Source organism: Rhizobium sp. C104, assembly GCF_022354505.1.
Classification (GTDB): domain Bacteria; phylum Pseudomonadota; class Alphaproteobacteria; order Rhizobiales; family Rhizobiaceae; genus Rhizobium; species Rhizobium redzepovicii.
Genome location: NZ_CP092348.1, coordinates 2,075,875 through 2,095,441, shown reverse-complemented (window position 1 = coordinate 2,095,441; position 19,567 = coordinate 2,075,875). Strand labels below are relative to the sequence as shown.

At 61.8% G+C, this 19,567-nt stretch carries 14 protein-coding genes and 6 pseudogenes; 7 read left to right on the top strand and 13 right to left on the bottom strand.

Annotation, left to right across the window (positions count from 1 at the left end):
• Positions 1 to 41: 41 nt before the first annotated feature.
• The 4 genes and pseudogenes from MF410_RS11515 to MF410_RS11500 form a co-directional block, all read right to left on the bottom strand.
• A complete protein-coding gene (locus MF410_RS11515; protein ID WP_097627010.1) occupies positions 42 to 884 on the bottom strand; it encodes a polysaccharide deacetylase family protein in 843 nt (280 codons plus the stop codon).
• 178 nt (positions 885 to 1,062) lie between these two features.
• A pseudogene (locus MF410_RS11510) lies at positions 1,063 to 2,945 on the bottom strand (ABC-F family ATP-binding cassette domain-containing protein).
• Between the two features lie 112 nt (positions 2,946 to 3,057).
• Complete coding sequence (locus tag MF410_RS11505) at positions 3,058 to 4,107, bottom strand: GGDEF domain-containing protein (RefSeq protein WP_097627012.1); 1,050 nt, start codon at positions 4,105 to 4,107, stop codon at positions 3,058 to 3,060.
• A gap of 134 nt (positions 4,108 to 4,241) precedes the next feature.
• Positions 4,242 to 4,751: a DinB family protein gene (locus tag MF410_RS11500; protein WP_097627014.1), complete on the bottom strand. Its 510-nt coding sequence runs from the start codon at positions 4,749 to 4,751 to the stop codon at positions 4,242 to 4,244.
• A gap of 139 nt (positions 4,752 to 4,890) precedes the next feature.
• Here MF410_RS11500 and MF410_RS11495 point away from each other — a divergent pair, with 139 nt between their 5' ends.
• On the top strand, positions 4,891 to 5,580 hold the full coding sequence (locus MF410_RS11495; RefSeq protein ID WP_097627016.1) for a glutathione S-transferase family protein: 690 nt from the start codon (positions 4,891 to 4,893) through the stop codon (positions 5,578 to 5,580).
• A gap of 80 nt (positions 5,581 to 5,660) precedes the next feature.
• Positions 5,661 to 6,083, top strand: coding sequence for a nucleoside-diphosphate kinase (gene ndk / locus MF410_RS11490; RefSeq protein WP_003574140.1), 423 nt, complete (start codon positions 5,661 to 5,663; stop codon positions 6,081 to 6,083).
• Between the two features lie 89 nt (positions 6,084 to 6,172).
• Here the strand turns inward: ndk and MF410_RS11485 are convergent, their stop codons facing one another.
• Positions 6,173 to 6,676 carry a hypothetical protein gene (locus MF410_RS11485; RefSeq protein WP_097627018.1) on the bottom strand — a complete coding sequence of 168 codons (504 nt, stop codon included), beginning with the start codon at positions 6,674 to 6,676 and terminating at the stop codon, positions 6,173 to 6,175.
• Positions 6,673 to 7,219 (bottom strand): annotated as a pseudogene (locus tag MF410_RS11480) (CGNR zinc finger domain-containing protein). Before MF410_RS11480 ends, MF410_RS11485 begins: the two are co-directional and overlap by 4 nt.
• 64 nt (positions 7,220 to 7,283) lie before the next feature.
• Between MF410_RS11480 and MF410_RS11475 the strand changes: the two are divergent.
• Positions 7,284 to 8,181 (top strand): annotated as a pseudogene (locus tag MF410_RS11475) (branched-chain amino acid ABC transporter permease).
• A gap of 1 nt (position 8,182) precedes the next feature.
• Here the strand turns inward: MF410_RS11475 and MF410_RS11470 are convergent.
• The 5 genes and pseudogenes from MF410_RS11470 to MF410_RS11450 form a co-directional block, all read right to left on the bottom strand.
• Positions 8,183 to 8,644 (bottom strand): molybdenum cofactor biosynthesis protein MoaE, encoded by a 462-nt coding sequence (locus MF410_RS11470; protein WP_097627277.1) that lies wholly within the window; start codon positions 8,642 to 8,644, stop codon positions 8,183 to 8,185.
• A gap of 247 nt (positions 8,645 to 8,891) precedes the next feature.
• A pseudogene (gene moaD, locus MF410_RS11465) lies at positions 8,892 to 9,143 on the bottom strand (molybdopterin converting factor subunit 1); the annotation flags it as partial.
• Complete coding sequence (gene pgsA / locus MF410_RS11460; RefSeq protein WP_003587473.1) at positions 9,140 to 9,730, bottom strand: CDP-diacylglycerol--glycerol-3-phosphate 3-phosphatidyltransferase; 591 nt, start codon at positions 9,728 to 9,730, stop codon at positions 9,140 to 9,142. The gene pgsA and the pseudogene moaD, both read right to left, overlap by 4 nt.
• A gap of 204 nt (positions 9,731 to 9,934) precedes the next feature.
• Complete coding sequence (uvrC, locus tag MF410_RS11455; RefSeq protein ID WP_097627026.1) at positions 9,935 to 11,977, bottom strand: excinuclease ABC subunit UvrC; 2,043 nt, start codon at positions 11,975 to 11,977, stop codon at positions 9,935 to 9,937.
• Positions 11,974 to 12,741 carry an SDR family oxidoreductase gene (locus MF410_RS11450; RefSeq protein ID WP_097627028.1) on the bottom strand — a complete coding sequence of 256 codons (768 nt, stop codon included), beginning with the start codon at positions 12,739 to 12,741 and terminating at the stop codon, positions 11,974 to 11,976. Before MF410_RS11450 ends, uvrC begins: the two co-directional genes overlap by 4 nt.
• A gap of 366 nt (positions 12,742 to 13,107) precedes the next feature.
• Here MF410_RS11450 and MF410_RS11445 point away from each other — a divergent pair, with 366 nt between their 5' ends.
• Positions 13,108 to 13,743 (top strand): outer membrane protein, encoded by a 636-nt coding sequence (locus MF410_RS11445; protein ID WP_097627030.1) that lies wholly within the window; start codon positions 13,108 to 13,110, stop codon positions 13,741 to 13,743.
• A gap of 78 nt (positions 13,744 to 13,821) precedes the next feature.
• Here MF410_RS11445 and MF410_RS11440 read toward each other — a convergent pair.
• Together MF410_RS11440 and MF410_RS11435 are read right to left on the bottom strand one after the other, a co-directional pair.
• Positions 13,822 to 14,419: pseudogene (locus tag MF410_RS11440) on the bottom strand (glutathione S-transferase family protein).
• A gap of 53 nt (positions 14,420 to 14,472) precedes the next feature.
• Complete coding sequence (locus tag MF410_RS11435; RefSeq protein ID WP_097627034.1) at positions 14,473 to 15,345, bottom strand: 23S rRNA (adenine(2030)-N(6))-methyltransferase RlmJ; 873 nt, start codon at positions 15,343 to 15,345, stop codon at positions 14,473 to 14,475.
• Positions 15,346 to 15,361: 16 nt separating this feature from the next.
• On the opposite strand from MF410_RS11435, the pseudogene MF410_RS11430 reads away from it, so the two are divergent.
• From MF410_RS11430 to MF410_RS11420, 3 genes and pseudogenes are all read left to right on the top strand, one after another.
• Positions 15,362 to 17,564, top strand: a pseudogene (locus MF410_RS11430) (molybdopterin oxidoreductase family protein).
• Complete coding sequence (locus MF410_RS11425) at positions 17,561 to 18,151, top strand: NUDIX domain-containing protein (protein WP_097627036.1); 591 nt, start codon at positions 17,561 to 17,563, stop codon at positions 18,149 to 18,151. Before MF410_RS11430 ends, MF410_RS11425 begins: the two are co-directional and overlap by 4 nt.
• Before the next feature lie 147 nt (positions 18,152 to 18,298).
• Positions 18,299 to 19,468 carry an alpha-D-ribose 1-methylphosphonate 5-triphosphate diphosphatase gene (locus tag MF410_RS11420; RefSeq protein ID WP_097627038.1) on the top strand — a complete coding sequence of 390 codons (1,170 nt, stop codon included), beginning with the start codon at positions 18,299 to 18,301 and terminating at the stop codon, positions 19,466 to 19,468.
• The last annotated feature ends 99 nt before the right edge of the window (positions 19,469 to 19,567 follow it).

Below are 19,567 nucleotides of genomic sequence, written 5' to 3'. Positions count from 1 at the left end.
CGAACAGATCTAGGCAGCGCGTCCGGACTTGGCAACCCGGCTTACCGGGTCGTCACCAAATCGGCCGAGGCGACGAGGTTGCTCGGCGCCTGCGTCTTCTTGAACTTCAGCGTCACCACCTTGTAGCCTTCGGCTTCGAGTTCGGAGAGCAGGGTCGGCAGCATCGTTGCCGTGCGTTTGTGGATGTCATGCATCAGGATGATGCCGCGGCCGCGTTTGTGCAGCAGGTCCATCGTCCGCTGAGTCACGGAGGCCGGCGTGATGGCGAAATAATCCTTGCTATCGACATCGACATCCATGACCACCAGATCGCGCATGGCGATCGCGGCGCGCAGCCTGTGGCTCTCGGCCAGATAGGGGAAGCGGAAGAAGGCGACGTCGGTTCCCGTCGCCTTGGTCACCGCCAATTCGCCCTTGACCACCTCGGCCATCGCTGCGTCGAAATCAAGCGATGTCAGGTCGGCGTGGTCGTAGGTGTGGCTGCCGATCGTATTGCCGTCCTCGGCGACCCTGCGGGCCAGCGCCGGATGCATTTCGGCCATTTCGCCGACCATCATGAAGGCGCCCTTGACGCCGAACCGGTCGAGGATCGCCAGCACTTTGTCGGTCCGGCCCGGGATCGGACCGTCGTCGAAGCTCAGGATCACTTCCTTGTCCTGCAGCTTGAGATCGGCAAGCGAGGAGACTTCCAGCGTCCGCCCGGCCAGACGGTGCCAGCCGCTCATACGCGGCGCCGCATCGTCGGCGGCATAGCCAAGTTTCCGCCACTCGGGCGCAATCACGGAGGAGGTCTTGATCGATGTATCCGGGGCCTGTTTTGTGGTGCTGCAGGCAGACAGCGCGGCCGTGAGGGCCATGCAGGACAGAATGAAAAAGCGATACATCGAAAGGGCTCAACAAATCGGTAACGAATGTTGAGACAACCTTTCGAATTATGGTTAACGATTGGTTGAAGGCGGCCGGAATTGTGCCGATCCGCGGCACTTCGCCACGCTTTGGACGGAGCATGATGCCGAAAAGCGTCAGCGGTTTTCGGGCGACATCACACTCTGAGGAATATGGCTATCCTGCCATGGCCTCTTCGTATTCGGCCGAAAGCATCAGCCAGTCTTCCTCGGCGGCAGCCAGCTTGGCCGCGGCTTCGCCGCGCTGCTTTGCCTTTTCGGCCGCCTTGGCGGGCGTCTTTTCGTAGAGGGCGGGATTTGCAAGTTCCGCGTCAAGCGCCTGAATCTGTTTCTCCAGCTTCGCCGTCAAGGATTCGATTTCGTTGATCTTTTTCTTGAGCGGCGTCAGCGAGGCGCGACGTTCGGCATTGAGCTTGCGCTGGTCGGCCTTCGACGTCGCATCCTCAGTCAGCTGCGGCTTTTCTTCTTTTTTTTACCGGATGTGACGATCAGGTCGCGGTATTCGTCCATGTCGCCTTCGAAGGTCGTCACCGTCCCGTCGTTGACCAGCCACAGCCGGTCGACCGTCGCCTCGATCAGGTGGCGGTCATGCGAGATCAGGATGACGGCGCCTTCGTAATCGTTCAGCGCCTCGATCAGCGCCCGGCGGCTGTCGATGTCGAGATGGTTTGTCGGTTCGTCGAGGATCAGCAGATTGGGTGCGTTGAAGGCGGCGAGCCCCATCAGCAGCCGGGCCTTTTCGCCGCCCGAAAGATCCTTGGCGGCGGTTGCCATCTTCTCGGTCGCAAGCCCCATCTGGGCGACGCGGGCGCGCACCTTCGGCTCCGGCGCGCCAGGCATCAGCCGGCGCACGTGCTCGACCGGCGACTGCTCGGGAATGAGGTCGTCGAGTTGATGCTGAGCGAAGAAACCGATCTTCAGGCTCGGCGCCAGCTTCACTTCGCCGCTTTCCGGCGCAAGCCGGCCGGAGATGAATTTGGCGAAGGTCGATTTGCCGTTGCCGTTCGAGCCGAGCAGGGCGATGCGGTCGTCATTGTCGATGCGCAGGTTGAGGTTCTTCAGGATCGGATTGCCGGGCTCGTAGCCGACGGCGCCGCTCTGGATCGCAACGATCGGCGAGGCCGGCTGCTTTTCCGGCTCGGGAAAAGTGATCGGCTGTACGTGATCCTCGATGACAGCGGCGACGGTTCCCATGCGCTCGAGCGCCTTGACTCGCGATTGCGCCTGCCGGGCCTTGGAGGCCTTGGCCTTGAAGCGATCGATGAAGCTCTGCAGATGTTTGCGCGCCGCGTCGTTCTTGGCCTTGGCCTTGGTCTGCAGCTCGTCGGCTTCCGCCTTCTGCCGCTCGAACTGATCGTAGCCGCCGCGATAGAAGGTCAGCTTCTTCTGGTCGAGATGGACGATTGCGTTGACCGCGTTGTTCAGGAGGTCGCGGTCGTGGCTGATGATGATGACGGTGTGCGGATAGCGGCGGACATAGTCTTCCAGCCACAACGTGCCTTCGAGGTCGAGATAGTTTGTGGGTTCGTCGAGCAGCAGCAGATCCGGCTCGGAAAACAGCACGGCGGCAAGCGCCACGCGCATGCGCCAGCCGCCGGAGAAGGAAGAGGCGGGGCGGGCTTGCGCCGCCTGGTCGAAGCCGAGGCCGGCAAGAATGCTCGCGGCGCGCGCCTCGGCCGAATGCGCGTCGATATCGACAAGGCGCATCTGGATTTCGGCGATGCGGTGGGGATCGGTCGCCGTTTCCGCCTCGGCCACGAGGGCCGCGCGTTCCTTGTCGGCTGAAAGCACGATCTCGATCAGGGATTGCTCGGTTGCCGGTGCTTCCTGCGCCACCTGACCGATGCGTGCCGCCTTCGGGATCGACACCGATCCGGTCTCCGAGCCGAGATCGCCGGTAATGACGCGAAACAGCGTGGACTTGCCGGCGCCGTTGCGCCCGACCAGCCCCGCCTTCGTGCCCGAAGGCAGCGAAATGCTGGCATTGTCGAGAAGCAGGCGCCCGGCAATGCGGGCGGAAATATCGGTGAGCGTGATCATGGCCGGCGTTTTGGCCGAAAGCGCCCGCCAAGGCAAGAGCGCTTGTTCCCACGCCAAGCTTGCTTGGGCGCTGAGAAGCTTGCTTGTGGCCGGCGGCGCGCTGTCAGCGCCTTCAGTGGCCGAAAGCCTGCACCGGCTGGCGGGGGTTCGTCTGCGCGGCGAGGAGCGCCACGCGGGCATTGGCCTGCAACTGTCCAGGCGTTGCCGCATCCGTGCTGAGCGCGACGCCGATCGAGATGGTCAGCCTGCCGCGATCGGCCCTGTCGGAGGTCGCGAAGACCAGATTGTCCTCGACGGAAGCGCGCAGGCGCTCGGCGATCGTCATCGCATCCTGCATGCCGACATTGGCAAACAGGAAAGCGAATTCGTCCGCCTCGGTGCGGGCGACGAAGTCGTTCTTCTTGACCGATTTGCGGAAGAGGGCGGCGAGCTTCTTCAGCAGCTTGTTGCCGGCCTGGGTGCCGTATCTGTCGTTGAGATCGGTGAAGTTGTCGATATCGACCATAACAAGCGCGCTGCCGGCGAAACCTTCGTCGCGCTGATAGAGATCGGCGATTTGGCGGTTCAGTGCGATGCGGTTCGGAAGTCCGGTGATCCGGTCGGCGACGGCGGCCGATTGCATCGCCGAAATGCCGCGCTCCAGCGTCTCCAGCCTCTTGATGTCGTCCTGCAGCCTATCCGCGATCTCCGTTTCCGCCGACAACACCGTCGCCAGCGAGGCGGAGAGGTAGTCTATCTCGCCGAGGAAGGCGGTGAGGCTCTGGTTGTCGTTGCCGGAAAACGATTTCAGGATCGTGCCGCAGGCGCGTGCAAAGGCGTCTTTGTGCCGCAGCCCCTCGGCAAGCCTCTCCGCCACCTCGCGCAGCATCCGGCTCGCCTCGTTGCGCGACGTCTCGCCGGCCAGACCGCAATGGCCGACAAGGCGGTATTTCAATCCGAGTTCGTCGAGCATCGCCTGTTGCGGCTGCGCACCGAGCGCCGCGATATCCTGTGCAAGGCCGGCATTGAGCCCGATGATCGCTTCGTGGAAAAGTTCGTAATTGCGCGGCAGCGCCGCAATGTTCAGGCGCGTCAGGTGCTGGGCGATCCTCTGAATGTCGGCCATAGGCGTCGGATGCGCGGCCTCGCGCGGCACCAAAGCGTTTGCGCTTGCATTCTGCATGACAATCCCTCGCAGCCTGGCTTATTCCTTCATTCCGCTATGCCTGCAAGGCTTTAAGAGAGGCTGAATCTTTGGCTGAATTGCCTGCGCAACCGGCAAAGGCGGTTAATACCGTCTTGATGATAAAGGCTGCCTCACATCCACTCGCGGCCGTCGCTGCGCAGGAAGTAGATGAGATCGAGACTGAGGCTCGGCTTGCCGAGCGCCGTCAGCGTCATGTGGCATTGGCCGCGATGATGGGTCTGGTGATTGAAGAGATGCGCAAGGGCCGGCTGCAATGGCTGGGTGATTTCGATCGGCTGCGTCACCGGCACATAGGTGAAGTCGGCGGCAAGGCTTGCCTCATCAAGCGTGCCCGTCCAGGCAATGATCCGCTCGTCCTCCGCCCTCCGTGCGGCGGTAAGCGCATCCAGTTCTTCATAAAGAACGGCATCGAGTGTCGTCGGCGCTTCGCCGGTACCGGTGAAGCGCTTCATCCAGATCCGGTCGGCGACGAGCAGATGATTGAGCGTGCGGTGCAGTGAGCCGAAGAAGGCGCCGCGGTCGCTGCGGAATTCCGCATCACTGAGTTCGGCCGCTGCCGCGTAGACCTGGGCGTTGGCCCAGCGGTTATACGCAGCAAACATGCTGTAATGTCGGAGCATTCGATCCCCCCTGTCCTGATTACGGCAGTCTAATCAGTTTCCCGAGAAATCCGAGTGATGGCGCCATGAAAATTCCTGATTTGATCGCAGGCTTTTTCTGTCGTGGAATGCGCTGCGTTTCGATCTCGAAAGGACTGTCATGACCAGAGCCCTCTATTCCCTATGCGGTGCAGACAAGCAGCACTTCTTCTCGCCTCATTGCTGGAAGGCAGTGATGGCGCTGGCGCATAAGGGGCTGGATTTCGAGGAGATCCCGACGACCTATGCCCGCATCCGCGCAATCGGCGGCGGCGTCTCGCAGACCGTGCCCGTTCTCGACGACAATGGCAGGCTGATCCCCGACAGTTTCGACATCGCTCTCTATCTGGAGGAGGCCTATCCCGAGCGGCAGTCGCTGTTTAACGGCGAGGGCGGCAAGGCGCTGTCGCGCATGGTCGAGGGCTATTCGCAGATGATCATCCATCCGGCCATCACGCGGATCGCCCTTCTCGACATCCACGCCAATCTCGACGAGGGAGACAAGGCCTATTTCCGCGAGAGCCGCGAAGCTCGTCTCGGGAAATCATTCGAAGTCGTTGCTGCGGGTAGCGAGGCGGAGAAGGCCGCCTTCGGCGCCAAGCTGGAGCCGCTCCGGCACATGCTGAAATTCCAGCCTTTCATCGGTGGGCAAACGCCGCTCTTTGCCGATTATATCGTCTTCGGGGCGCTGCAATGGCTGCGTATCTGCACTGGTCTCGCCATGCTGGCCGCCGACGATCCCGTCTTGGGCTGGTTCGAACGCTGCCTCGATCTCCATCAAAGCCGCGGCCGGACTGTGACAGCGGCGTGAAATTGCCGCCGACCTCTTGTTTTCGGCGGTGGGGCGGGTAAAGACCGCCCACTTTTCCCGAGAAACCAGAGGATTTGACTATGGCGATTGAACGCACCTTCTCGATGATCAAGCCGGATGCAACCAAGCGCAACCTGACGGGCGCCATCACCAAGATGCTCGAAGATGCCGGCCTGCGCGTCGTCGCCTCCAAGCGCGTCTGGATGAGCCGCCGCGAAGCCGAAGGCTTCTACGCCGTTCACAAGGATCGCCCCTTCTTCGGCGAACTCGTCGAAGGCATGACCTCCGGTCCGACCGTCGTTCAGGTTCTGGAAGGCGAAGGCGCCATCCTCAAGAACCGCGAGATCATGGGCGCGACCAACCCGGCAAACGCTGACGAAGGCACGATCCGCAAGGTTCATGCCCTGTCGATCGGCGAAAATTCCGTTCACGGTTCGGATGCTCCGGAAACGGCTGCCCAGGAAATCAAGTACTGGTTCTCCGATACCGAAGTCGTCGGCTGAGGCCACGCTTCGGCATTGGCGCGCAATGCCTTGAATTGACTCTCGAAAGCCGGGGCTTCGCTCCGGCTTTTTCTATGCCGGGCGTTCCTTTATGCCGGGCATTTGTCGGTGTTTGAGAAATCGACGCTGCCGTCCGGCTTGAAGACCTCAGGGTTCTTGTCATAAAGCGCACCAACAACGAGCGGCTTGCTCGGCAGCACGGTCTGGTCCAGGTCGGATCGGAATTGCGTCTTCAATTCCTGCAGCACCTTGCCGTCCTTGTCGACCAGACGGAGGCTGACGGAATAGGGACGGTCCTTGCGTACGCAGTGCAGGTTTTGGCTCTGCAGTGCGATCTTGTCGTCGATCGGATAGATTTTCTGGTTCAGCACCAGTGGTTCGCCGCCTTGAGGATTTTCGAATTCGGCGATGATGACCGAACCATCGGGAATGGGACCTGTCTTCTTCAGCGTCAGCAGATAGGTGGCGCTCGCCACCCGATAGTTGAAGACGAAGAGATGGCCGGTGACCTCGACGAGATTTTCGGCCTGGCGCTGGCAGGCCGAAAGTAGAAGGCTGGCCGCTGCCGCTGTTATGATCAAATATATTCTCATGGCGTCTCCTCCTTCTTGCGGCGGTAGTGGCGGTTCGCCTTGGCGCGGTTGCCGCAGACCGCCATGTCGCACCAGGCGCGGCTCCTGTTCTTGCTGCGATCGATGAACAGCCAGCCGCAATTGCCGCAGATTTTCATGCGCTCCGGATCCGGCATGGCGACCAACCGCAGCACCGAATGGGCTGTGGCCCTGGCCACGCTGCCGGGGTTTGCCTCGCGCAACACTTTTGCCAGCAAGCTCCAGCAGCACGGCCAGCAATTGGTCGTCGCCGCCATCCAGTATACGCTTGCGGAAATAGCGGTCGATCGCTTCCCGCAGCGCGAGGAAATCCGTCTCGTCTTCACTAGCCACCGGAGCGATGTCGCCGAAGAGGGCCCGTTCGGCACAGAATTCGGCAGCGGCGCGCGGAAAGTCCTGCATCTGGCCCTGAACCGCGAAGCGGTCGATCCGCCGCGCTGCATCGTGGCGCAGCACGACGCTATTGGCGACATCGAGCGCCAGCGCGCCTCCGGCAAAGCGGTGAGGGGTCCAGGAAAAGCTCATGATGAAATTATAACTGGTGAAATAGGTTTTACCAGTTATAATTTGCCGACGCGGGGTGCATGGAATGGCCTATCTTCTGCAGCAACTGGCGAATGCGGTTCCGCTCGCTGCTCTTTATGCCGCGCTCGCCTTCGGCTATGCCGTCGCCTTCGGCGTGACCAAGCGAGCCGACATCACCTATGGGGCGATCTTCGCCTTCGCAGGCCAGATCCTGCTGCTCTTCACCGAACTCGCCTATGTCAAGTTCTGGTTGGTGCTGCCGGCGGCCCTTGCCGTCGGCGCCGGCGCTGCCATCGTCTATTCGTTGGCGGCGGGCATATGGATCGGCCGCTCGATCATGCTGCCGCTGGTCAGCAAATCGCCGAATACGGTGATCGTCGCCGCCCTTGGTATCATGATCGTGCTGATGGAAACTGCCCGGCTTGCCGCTGATACCCGTGCCATCTGGCTGCCACCCTTCCTGAACGGCACGGTCGTCTTCTGGAGCGACGGCCCGTTCAAGGTGACGCTGACCTATATCCAGCTGATCGACACGGTACTGATGGCAGCCATGGTCGCGGTGGGTGCGCTGATCCTCAGGCGCACGGCCTGGGGCCGCATCTGGCGCGCCGTTACCGACGATCCGCTGGCCGCCGAGCTCTGCGGCACCAGCGCCGACCGGGTCTTCCTCGTCGCCTATGCCGCGGCCGCCCTCGTCGCCACGATCTGCGGTATCCTCGCGACCTTCTATTACGGCTCGATGGATTTCGGCGCGGGCCTGATGTTCGGGCTGAAGGTGCTGCTGATATCAGCCGTCGGTGGTTACTCCGATCCGCTGCGCTCGGCAGGCGGGGCCGCCGGGCTCGCCGTCGTCGAGACCCTGATGGGGCGCCTATGGCCCCTTCGTCTGGCGCGATCTGGTCATTTTCTCGCTGCTCGTTCTATTGCTGGTCATGAGCCGCAGGGAGCGAGTGGTGCTTTAGCTTATTTCCACTTGCCGCGCGCCGTATCGTCGGCATCTTTCGCCGCGACCCAGTCGCCGGCCGCGCCATCCTTGCCATGTTCCTTCTTCCAAAAGGGGGCTGCTGTCTTCAGGAAGTCCATGACGAAGTTGGCGCCGTCGAACGCCGCTTGCCGGTGCGGTGCGGCCGCAACGACGAGCACGATATTCTCGCCGACGGCGATCTTGCCGTATCGGTGGATGGCGGTGAGGCCGAGCAGCCCGAAGCGCTCGATGGCGAGTTTACCGATGCGGGTCATCTCGGCTTCGGCCATGCCGGGGTAATGTTCGAGTTCGAGGGCGGCGAGGGTTCCGCCGTCATCGCGGCAGAGGCCGGAGAAGGTGACGACGGCGCCGATGCCCGGCTTGCCCTTGGAGAGATGGTCGACCTCCGCCTGCAGGTCGAAATCCTCATGTTGGACACGGATGGTGGGAGTGATGGTCACCACGGGGACCTCCGCTGCTTTGATGCGCTGCCGTATCCCCAAGCTCCCTCATTCATGTGCTTGTCACAGGAATCCAGCCACCGCGCGTCCGCGCGGTGAATGACTTTTTCCTTTTGGCAAGTGCTTCTCCCGCGCCCAAGGACTTGGGCGCACTGGATTCCTGTGACAAGCACAGGAATGAGGGAGATAGAGGAAGACGCAGTCCTACCCATTGTAAGTTTTCCCAAGCCCGGACGGACCGGACTTCACCCCCCGTCATCGGCGGAAATATCCCGATCTCCCGTGCGCCCGATATCGGCTCGTCATGCTCGACATGCTCCATGTCGAGCGCCACCCTGATCACGTCCGGATATTGAAGCGCGGCCTCATATTCTTCGCCTAGCGTCTTCAAATGATTCAACAGATCGGTAACGGTGACGACCGAGGAGGGAAGGTCGATCTCCTCCTCGCCTTTGCCGATGCGCTCGCGCACCCATGCGAAATAGACAAGCCGCGTCATTCCTCGTCATCCACGATATGTTTCAGCCCGGCGCGGAAATAATCATAGCCGGTATAGATGGTCAGCAATGCGGCGATCCACAGAAGCGCGATGCCGGTCTGCGTCGTATAGGGGAATATCTCGTCGCCGGCAGGACCCGCGAGCAGGAAGGCGATGGCGACGAGCTGCAGCGTCGTCTTCCACTTGGCGATCCGCGTCACCGGCACGCTGACCTTCAGCGCCGCCAGATATTCACGCAGGCCGGAAACGAGGATCTCGCGGCAGAGAATGGTGATCGCCGCCCAGATCGACCAGCCGGCGATCGTCTGGTCGGCTGCGACCAGGAGCAGGATCGAGGCGACCAGCAGCTTGTCGGCGATCGGGTCGAGCATGCGGCCGATATTCGAGGTCTGATTCCAGATGCGCGCGAGATAGCCGTCGAGGAAATCGGTGATCGAGGCGATGACGAAGATCCACAGTGCCACCCAGCGCGCCGTGTTGCTGATTGACAGCCTGCCTTCGATGAAGAAGCAGAGAACGATCAGCGGTACCGCGAGGATACGGCCGTAGGTCAGGAGGTTGGGGATGCTGTACGCACGCGATGCCATGGGATCGTTTCTCTGACTTGATGCGCCGCTGCAGCGCCGCGCGTCTTTTCAGGACGCTGTAACACTTTGAATCGACGCATCGGGCTTTTCTGATATCGAGTCCGATGTACGGGCCGATGCGGTAGATGACGGCTTTGACCGCGGACCGTCAACATTCTTTCTGTCTTTTCACTGCCTTTGCGTGGAATTTGCGACGGGCGCCGGTTATTTCGCGGCGTCGTCGTGGAAATGGTTGTAGACCTGCTTGGCGACGGCCTCCGAAATGCCTTCCACCGCCATCAGGTCGGAGAGTGCGGCGCGCGAAACCGCTTTCGCCGTGCCGAAATGCTGAAGCAGCGCGCGCTTGCGCGATGGACCGATGCCGCCGATCTCGTCGAGCGGGTTCTTGACCATTTCCTTCTTGCGCCGGGCCCGGTGCGAGCCGATCGCGAAACGATGCGCCTCGTCGCGCATGCGCTGGACGAAATAGAGCACAGGATCGCGCGGCGGCAGGGTAAAACTCTCGCGTCCGGGAGGGAAGAAGCGCTCGCGCCCGGCATCGCGGTCGACACCCTTGGCGATGCCGATCGCCATGACGCTGTCGGTGATGCCGAGCTCGGTGAGGATGGCGCGCACCGCCGTCATCTGCCCCTGGCCGCCGTCGATCAGGATCACGTCGGGCCACGCCGGGAAGGGCATGTCGGCGGCGTCGGCGGGGCCTGCCTGCGCCGTACGATCGGGAATGCCTTCCTCCTTGATCAGCCGCGAGAACCGCCGCGTCATCACTTCCTTCATCATGCCGAAATCGTCACCGGGGGTGATGTCGGTCGATTTGATGTTGAACTTGCGGTACTGGTTTTTGACGAAGCCTTCCGGCCCCGCGACCACCATGCCGCCGACGGCATTGGTGCCCATAATATGCGAGTTGTCGTAGATTTCGATGCGCTGCGGCACATAGGCAAGCCCGAACGTGTCCTTGAAACCGTCGAGCAGCCGCGACTGCGACGCCGTTTCGGCAAGCTTTCGCCCATGCGCCTCGCGGGCATTGCCGACGACATGGTCGACCAGATCGCGCTTCTCTCCGCGCTGCGGCACCAGGATCGAAACCTTATGGCCGACCTTTTCGCTAAGGGCGGCTGCGAGCAATTCCATCTCCTCGATCGTTTCCGACAGCATGATCTGTTTCGGCACCGGCTTGTCGTCGTAGAATTGCGCGAGAAAGGCATTCAACACTTCGGCGCCGGAAAGCTGCGGATCGGCCTTTGGGAAATAGGCGCGATTGCCCCAGTTCTGTCCGGTGCGGAAGAAGAATACCTGGATGCAGGAGACGCCGCCCTCGTGGTGGATGGCGAAAACGTCAGCCTCCTCGACGCCGGCCGGATTGATGCCCTGATGGCTCTGCACATGCGAAAGTGCGGCCAGGCGGTCGCGATAAATTGCCGCCCGCTCGAAGTCGAGATCCTCGGCCGCCTGGTTCATGGCCTCGGCCATATGCGACTTGACCTTCTGGCTCTTGCCGGAGAGGAAGTCCTTCGCCTCCTGCACCAGTTCGGCGTAGCCCCCGTCGCTGACCTCGTGGGTGCACGGCCCGGAACAGCGCTTGATCTGGTAGAGCAGGCAGGGGCGGGTGCGCGTTTCGAAGACGCTGTCGGTGCAGGTGCGGATCAGGAAGGCGCGCTGCAACGAATTGATCGTCCGCCCGACCGCGCCGGCCGAGGCGAACGGCCCGAAGTAGTCGCCCTTCCGCGCTCTCGCACCGCGATGCTTGAAAATGGCCGGCGCCCGGTGATCGCCGGTGATGAGGATATAGGGAAAGGACTTGTCGTCGCGCAGCAGCACGTTAAAGCGCGGCCGCAAGCGCTTGATCAGATTCGCTTCCAGGAGCAGCGCTTCGGTTTCCGTGCGCGTCGTCACGAATTCCATGTTCGCCGTTTGGCGCACCATCTGCGCTATGCGGTTGGAATGCACGCGGCCGACGGCGTAATTGCCGACGCGCTTCTTCAGGCTGCGCGCCTTGCCGACATAGAGCACGTCACCCTCGGCGTTGAACATGCGGTAGACGCCGGGGCTGTTCGGCAGCCGCTTGACGAATTCGCCGATCAGCTCGGCGCCGATGAGTCCGGTCTCGTTGAGGCTGCCGGCGTTCCAGTCGACCGCAGTCGCAAGCGGGGCGGCGGCGGAAAGGTCGCCTTCCACCTCGATCTCGTCTTCGCTCTCATCCGTATCGTCGTAGAGAACCCCGCCATCCGGCAGCTTTCGTCCGTTCATTCCGTAATCTCCGCCACATCGGGCGTCTGCCAGGCAAGGTGCTGGCCGCCGTCGAGGGCAATCATCTGGCCGGTGATCGAGGGCGTGTCGTAAAGGAAGCGAATCGTTTGTCCGAATTCCTCCAGCGCCGGCCCTCGCTGCAGGATAAGGGCTGAGACCTGCGCTTGGAAGTCCTCCTGCGCCTGCCGTTCGCTCGGCATCGACGGGCCGGGGCCGATGGCATTGACGCGGATGGCCGGCGCCAATGCCTGGGCAAGTGTCTGCGTTGCCGTCCATAGCGCCGATTTGGATAGCGTATAGGAATAGAAGCTGGGCCTCAGTGCCCAGACCCGCTGGTCGATGATGTTGACGATCAATCCGGTCGCATCGTCGGGTAGCTGTTCGGCAAAGGCTGCGGCAAGGATCGAGGGCGCCCGCACATGGACGTCGAAATGCTGCGCCCATGCCTGCTCATCGAAACTGCGGGCCGAATCCTGGCGGAAGATGGAGGCGTTGTTGACGAGCAGGTCGAGCGGACCGAGGTCTTCCGACGCTCTTTTTACGAGTTCGCCGGTTTCGCCGATATTGGTAAGATCGGCCTTGAGCGCGATCGCCCGATATCCCTTCTGCCGCAATTCCGCCACCAGCTCTTCGGCTTCACTGAGGGAGCCCTTCGCGTGGATGGCAACGGAAAAGCCATTTGCAGCAAGGTCTTCGGCGATTGCCCGGCCTATTCTTTTAGCAGCCCCTGTTACAAGGGCCGAGCGAAGTCTTTTGTGGTTCAAAATCCTGCCTTCTAATCCCGCGAGTTCTGTCTGCCGACTATATAGGCGCGGGCGGAGATTATATAAATAGGTCGTTGTGGTTGCGTCCGTGGGCGGGATATTCTATGTATTATTTAAGAATGCGATTTCCTAAAATAAGTATTTTCAGTTTAACTCTTCAGTAGGGTTAATGAAGTGTATGTTGCAGGCAAGCAACATCGAATTTCGGCCATGCGGCAGCCACAATGATATCACAATTTGGCTCTTTCAAATCCGCATTTGAGTTCCAATTTCAGTCTCGATCCGGAAGGGACATCTGGCAATATCCCGCCAATGCTTCACTGATAGACAGATGATCAGCGGCGCGGGACTGAAAGGAGACTAAGTATGCGTGTACTCATTGCTGGCCTCATGGCCTCCGTTTTTGCAATTGCGGGCGTCTCGGCAGCTCAGGCGGCCGATGCCGTCGACCAGGTTCCGGAAGCACCGGTCGCCCAGGAAGCCCCGGTCAAGCCGGCCGGCAGCTGGGAAGGCTTCTACCTCGGCGGCGCCGGCACCTACAACATGGGTGACTTCGGTTCCGACCGCCACACCTATGGTTTCGGCGGCCAGGTCTTCACCGGCTATAACTGGCAGCAGGGCCAGATCGTTTACGGCGTTGAATCCGACCTCGGCTACAGCGGCGACGACGTTTCCTCGGGCGGCGTCAAGAACAAGTATGGCTGGAACGGCTCCGTTCGTGGCCGCGTCGGCTACGACATGAACCCCTTCCTGCTCTATGGCACGGCCGGTCTTGCGCTCGGCGACGTCAAGGTTTCCGACGGCACCTCGGACGAAAGCAAGACGAACTACGGCTATACGGTCGGCGCCGGCGTCGAAGCCTTCGTGACCAACAACATCACGACGCGCTTGGAATATCGCTACACCGACTACCAGAGCAAGGATTACGACCTCGACTCCGGCAGCTTCTCACGCGGTTACGACGAGAACAGCGTCAAGCTCGGTATCGGCGTCAAGTTCTAAGCCGAACGGAATTATTCAAACATGGAAAAGCCGGGCAAACGCCCGGCTTTTTGCTGCTCGCCTGTTGTTGCCAAGCGCTCAGGCCTGGGTCTTGAGTTCCTGATAGGCGGGGAATTTCTTTTCGAACTGCCGCAACCAGTCGATCAGCGGCGCATGATCGGCTTCCCACTGGCCCTTGAAGCGCAGATCGAGATAGCCGAGCGTGGCGGCCAAGGCGAAATGCCCGCCGTTGAGTTTCTTGCCCAATTTCGGCGGCTTGGCGCTCAGATGCGTAAGCCCGCTCGTCACCTTTTTCCATTGCCGGTCGATCCAGGGCTGGTGGATCTTTTCCTCGTCGCGAAAACGCCGCTCATACATGATCGCCAGCAGGCAATCGCAGATGCCGTCGCAGAGCGATTTCGAGGACGTCGGCATCCGTGCGTTTGCCCTTCTTGGAGGGATAGAGCTTGCCCTTCGCCAGCCGGTCGAAATAGTGCATGATCGCCACGCTGTCGAAGACCGAGGCGCCGTCATCGGCCAGCAGCGTCGGGATCTTGCCGAGCGGATTATTCTCCACCAGGATCGCCGGCGCCGTATTGGTGTCGACCCGGATGGCGTTCAACTCGAGATCCAGGAAATGCGCGGCCATCCGCACCTTGCTGGAATAGGGTGAGGGGGGCGACCAAAGAAGCTTCATGCAGCACCTGATTTGTGGAACTGCGCGGACTATTCCCGAACCGGGTTGTCCGGTCAATCGTCGTCCTTGACCGTCTTGGTCTCGCCGCGCAGCCAGAAGGCGCGGTGCGAGGCGAAACGATCCTGCGCCAAATGGTCCTTCAGCGCCGGCAGCAGTTGGTGCAGCTCGTCCTTCAGGGTGAAGGGCGGATTGACGATAACGAGGCCTGAACCCGTCAATCCCGTGATGCCGCGGTCGCTGCGAACAGAAAGCTCGGCGCAGAGCATTTTCGGAATGTCGAGCGCCTGTAGCCTCTCGTGGAATTCTTTGATCGGCGCGCCCTTTTTCAGCGGATACCACAGGCAATAGGTGCCGCCTGGAAAACGGCGATAGGCCTTTTCCAGCCCCTCGGCCAGACGCTGATATTCGTCCTCTTCCTCGAAAGGCGGATCGACAAGCACGATGCCGCGTTTCTCCTTCGGCGGCAGATGCGCGCCGAGCGCCAGCCAGCCGTCGAGTTCGGTGATTCGCGCATGGTGGTCGCCCTCAAACAGCCGGTGCAGGCGGGCGAAATCCTCGGGGTGCAGCTCCATCGCCGACAGCCGGTCCTGCGGCCGGAACAGCAGGCGCGCCAGTTTCGGCGATCCGGGATAGAAGCGGACGCCGCCCTCAGGGTTGAGTTCGCGGATGGCTGCAAGGTAGGGCTCCAGCAGTTCGGAAACCTGCGGTCCGAGATCGGCCTCCATCAGCTTGCCGATGCCGTCGAGCCATTCGCCGGTTTTCTGCGCTTCTTCGGAGGAGAGGTCGTAGAGCCCGATGCCGGCATGCGTGTCGAGGACGCGGAAGGCACCATCCTTTTTCTGCATGTAGCGGATCAGCCGCGCCAGCACGGCATGTTTCAGCACATCGGCAAAATTGCCCGCATGATAGATGTGGCGGTAGTTCATTTTCGCTGATGTCCGTATGAATTCGCGTCATGGGAAAGTTTGTGGCTTTTGGCCGTGCAAGGCTTGGAATATACAAATGCCATGAACATTGCGACCCCCATCCACGCCAAATCCCCGAAGCCGGACACCAGGGTCGGCCACACCGCCTGTCCGCACGACTGTCCCTCCACCTGCGCGCTGGAGGTCGAACTATCCGAGGACGGCCGCATCGGGCGCGTGCGCGGCGCCAATGATCATTCCTACACCTCGGGCGTCATCTGCGCCAAGGTCGCCCGCTATGCCGAGCGGCTCTACCATCCCGACCGCCTGATGCATCCCTTGCGCCGCGCCGGCGCCAAGGGGGCCGGGCAGTGGCAGCAGATTTCCTGGGACGATGCGCTGGATGAGATCGCCGAAGCCTTCGTGAAGGCCGAGGCGCGGGACGGCAGCGAGGCGATCTGGCCTTATTTCTATGCCGGCACCATGGGCTGGGTACAGCGCGACTCGATCGATCGCCTGCGTCACGCCAAGCGCTTTTCCGGCTTTTTCTCCTCGATCTGCACCAACCCGGCCTGGACCGGCTTCACCGTGGCGACCGGCACGCTGCGCGGCCCCGACCCGCGTGAGATGGGCCGCACCGATTGCGTCGTCATCTGGGGCACCAATGCGGTGTCGACGCAGGTCAATGTGATGACCCACGCCATCAAGTCGCGCAAGGAGCGCGGCGCCAAGATCGTCGTCATCGACATTTACGACAATCCGACGATGAAGCAGGCCGACATGGCCTTGATCGTCAGGCCCGGCACCGATGCGGCACTGGCCTGCGCCGTCATGCACATCGCCTTCCGCGACGGCCATGCCGACCGCGACTACATGGCGCGCTATGCCGATGATCCCGCCGGCCTCGAAGAGCATCTGAAAACGAAGACGCCGCAATGGGCCGCCAATATCACCGGCCTTTCGGTCGAGGAGATCGAAGCCTTTGCCCGCCTCGTCGGCACGACGAAAAAGACCTTCTTCCGCCTCGGCTACGGCTTCACCCGCCAGCGCAATGGCGCGGTCGCCATGCATGCGGCCGCCTCGGTCGCCACCGTGCTCGGCTCCTGGCAGTATGAGGGTGGCGGCGCCTTCCATTCCAACAACGATATCTTCCGCATGAACAATGCGGAACTGACCGGCCGCTCGATGAAGGACGGCGATATCCGCATGCTCGATCAGTCGCAGATCGGCCGGGTGCTGACCGGCGATCCGGTGGCGCTGCGCCATCGCGGCCCGGTGACGGCGATGCTGATCCAGAACACCAATCCGGCCAACATCGCCCCCGAGCAGCGCCTCGTCAGACGCGGTTTTGCCCGCGACGACCTGTTCGTCGCCGTGCACGAGCAGTTCATGACCGAGACGGCGGAGATCGCCGATATCGTCATTCCGGCGACGATGTTCGTCGAGCATGACGATATCTACCGGGCCGGCGGCCAGAACCATATCCTGCTCGGGCCGAAGCTGGTCGAGCCGCCGCCGAGCGTGCGCACCAATCTCTTCGTCATCGAGGAACTGGCCAAACGCCTCGGCGTCGCCGATCGCCCCGGCTTCGGCTTTTCAGCCCGCGAAATGGTCGATCGCTTGCTGGAATCGAGCGGCCTGCCGGATTACGAGCATTTCCTCGAACACAAATGGTTCGATCGCCAGCCGGCCTTCGAGGAGGCGCATTTCCTGAACGGCTTTGCTCATCCCGACGGCAAATTCCATTTCCGCCCGGACTGGATCGATCAGCCGGCGCCGAACAAGCCGCCGGCGGCGGTCGGCCTGCTCGGGCCGCATGGGGAGCTGCCTGTATTCCCCGATCAGGTCGATGTCATCGAAGTCGCTGATACCGACCATCCCTTTCGTCTGGCCACCTCGCCGGCGCGCAACTTCCTGAATTCGAGCTTCGCCGAGACCAAGACGTCGCGTCAGAAAGAGGGCCGTCCCGAGGTGATGATCAATCCGGCCGACGCTGAAGCCAATGGCATCGCCCACGGCGATCTGGTCCGCATCGGCAATAGTCGCGGCGACCTGCGCATCCATGCCCGCGTCACCACCGAGGTGAAGCCTGGCGTGCTGATCGCTGAAGGCCTCTGGCCGAACAAGGCGCATATCGATGGCGAGGGCATCAACGTGCTCACCGGCGCCGACCCGGTCGCGCCCTATGGCGGGCGGCCGTGCACGATAACAAGGTCTGGCTTCGCAAGGACACAGCATGATGCAGCCGAAATCACGCGTGAAGATCGTCAGCACGGAAACGCTGTCGAATGGGTGGACGAAGCTCAGCAGCTATCTGCTCGATTACATCGACCGCAAGGGCGCGACCCAACGCTTGAAGCGGGAGGTCTACCATCGCACGCCGGCAGCCTGCATCCTGCTTTATGATCCCAAGCGCGACCTCGTCGTTCTCGTCCGCCAGTTCCGCCTTGCCGTTCATATCAACGGTGATCCCGCCTGGATGATCGAGGTGCCGGCCGGCCTTCTCGATGACGATCATCCCGAACAGGCGATCCGCCGCGAGGCGATGGAAGAAACCGGTTACCACCTGCGCGACGCGCGTTTCCTGTTCAAATGCTACACTTCGCCCGGCGCCATCACCGAAGTCGTCCACTTCTTCGTCTCGCTGATCGACAGCGCCGACCGCGTGGCCGAAGGCGGCGGCCTGGACGAGGAGCACGAGGATATCGAGGTTCTCGAAGTCCCGCTCGATGAGGCCGCCCAAATGATCGAAAACGGCGAGATCTTCGACGCCAAGACGATCATGCTGCTGCAATGGGCTCTGTTGAACAGGCATAAACTTCGATAGCGGATGCGCGGTCTCGGGCAAGCCCGCAGGTTGGCCTCAAGACGGTTTCGCGATCGCGGTTGTGGCGTTCGAAATTTCATACGTTTGTCACGAAGCGGTTCTATCCGCTGCGGTCTGTCAATCATCGATGCGATCAGGAGAAAGCCCATGTGGCTCAGCAATTTCACCCTCGTTCTGCCAAACGAGGTGGTGAGTGAAGGTTCCGTGCGGGTCGAAGACGGCGCCATCGCCGAAATCAGACCCGAGCCGGTCGCCGGGGCTGCCATCGATGGCGGCGGGCGGCTTCTGATGCCGGGATTCGTCGATCTCCATGGCGACATGATCGAGCGAGAGATCGCGCCGCGGCCGAACGCGACGATGCCGATCGATTTCGGCATCCACGAACTCGACAAGAAGCTGGCCGCCGCCGGTGTTACCACGGCCTTTGCCGCCGTCTCCTTCGCCACCGAAAGCGTCTATGGCCACGTCCGCTCGCTGGAGACGACCTCGGCGGTGATCGAAGGCATCAACCGCCTGCGCGATGATCTGCTGATCGACCACCGCGTCCACGCCCGCTATGAAATCACCAATATCGGCGCCGCTGCCGCGCTCGAGCGCCTGCTGAATGCCGATCAGATCGACATGGTGTCGCTCACCGACCACACGCCCGGCCAGGGCCAGTACAACAACCTGCAAAGCTACATCCTCAGCATTTCCGAGCGCCGCGCCATCTCCGAGGAGATGGCCGCCGAGATCGTCGCCAAGCGCATCGCCATGCGCAATAACCCCGAAATCGAAGCCAAGCTGAAGGAGATCGTCGCGCTGTCGCTGAAGCACAAGCTCTCGCTTGCCTCGCATGACGACGACAGCGTCGAGAAGGTCGCCGAAATGCACGATCTCGGCGTCACCATCAGCGAGTTCCCGGTCACTGCGCCCGCCGCAGAAGAGGCGCGCCGCCGCGGTCTCTGGACGCTGATGGGCGCGCCGAATGCGCTGCGCGGCCAGTCGATGTCGGGCAATCTCAGCGCGCTCGATGCCGCAAGGGCCGGCCTGCTCAGCGTCATCGCCGCCGATTATCATCCGGCCGCCTTTGTGCCCGGCATCTTCAAGCTCGCCGAGATGGTGGAAGGCGGCCTGCCTTCAGCCGTCGCCATGGCGACCGGCAACGCCGCCCGCTCCGCCGGCCTATCGGACCGCGGCGAAATCGCCATCGGCCAGCGCGCCGATTTGGTCGTGGTCGAGCGGGGCGACATCAACCGCGTCCGAGCCACCTTCCGCGCCGGTCGCTTCGTCTACAGCGACGGTACGCTGCATCCGTTGCGGGCGTTGGCGGCTTAGCGGCACGTCTGAGCGTCGAGACAGAATGACGAGATCACGGCGAAACGGGCTTTCTCGTCGGCGGTACCCGGACTGAACAAGACTGCCAACGATGCGGAA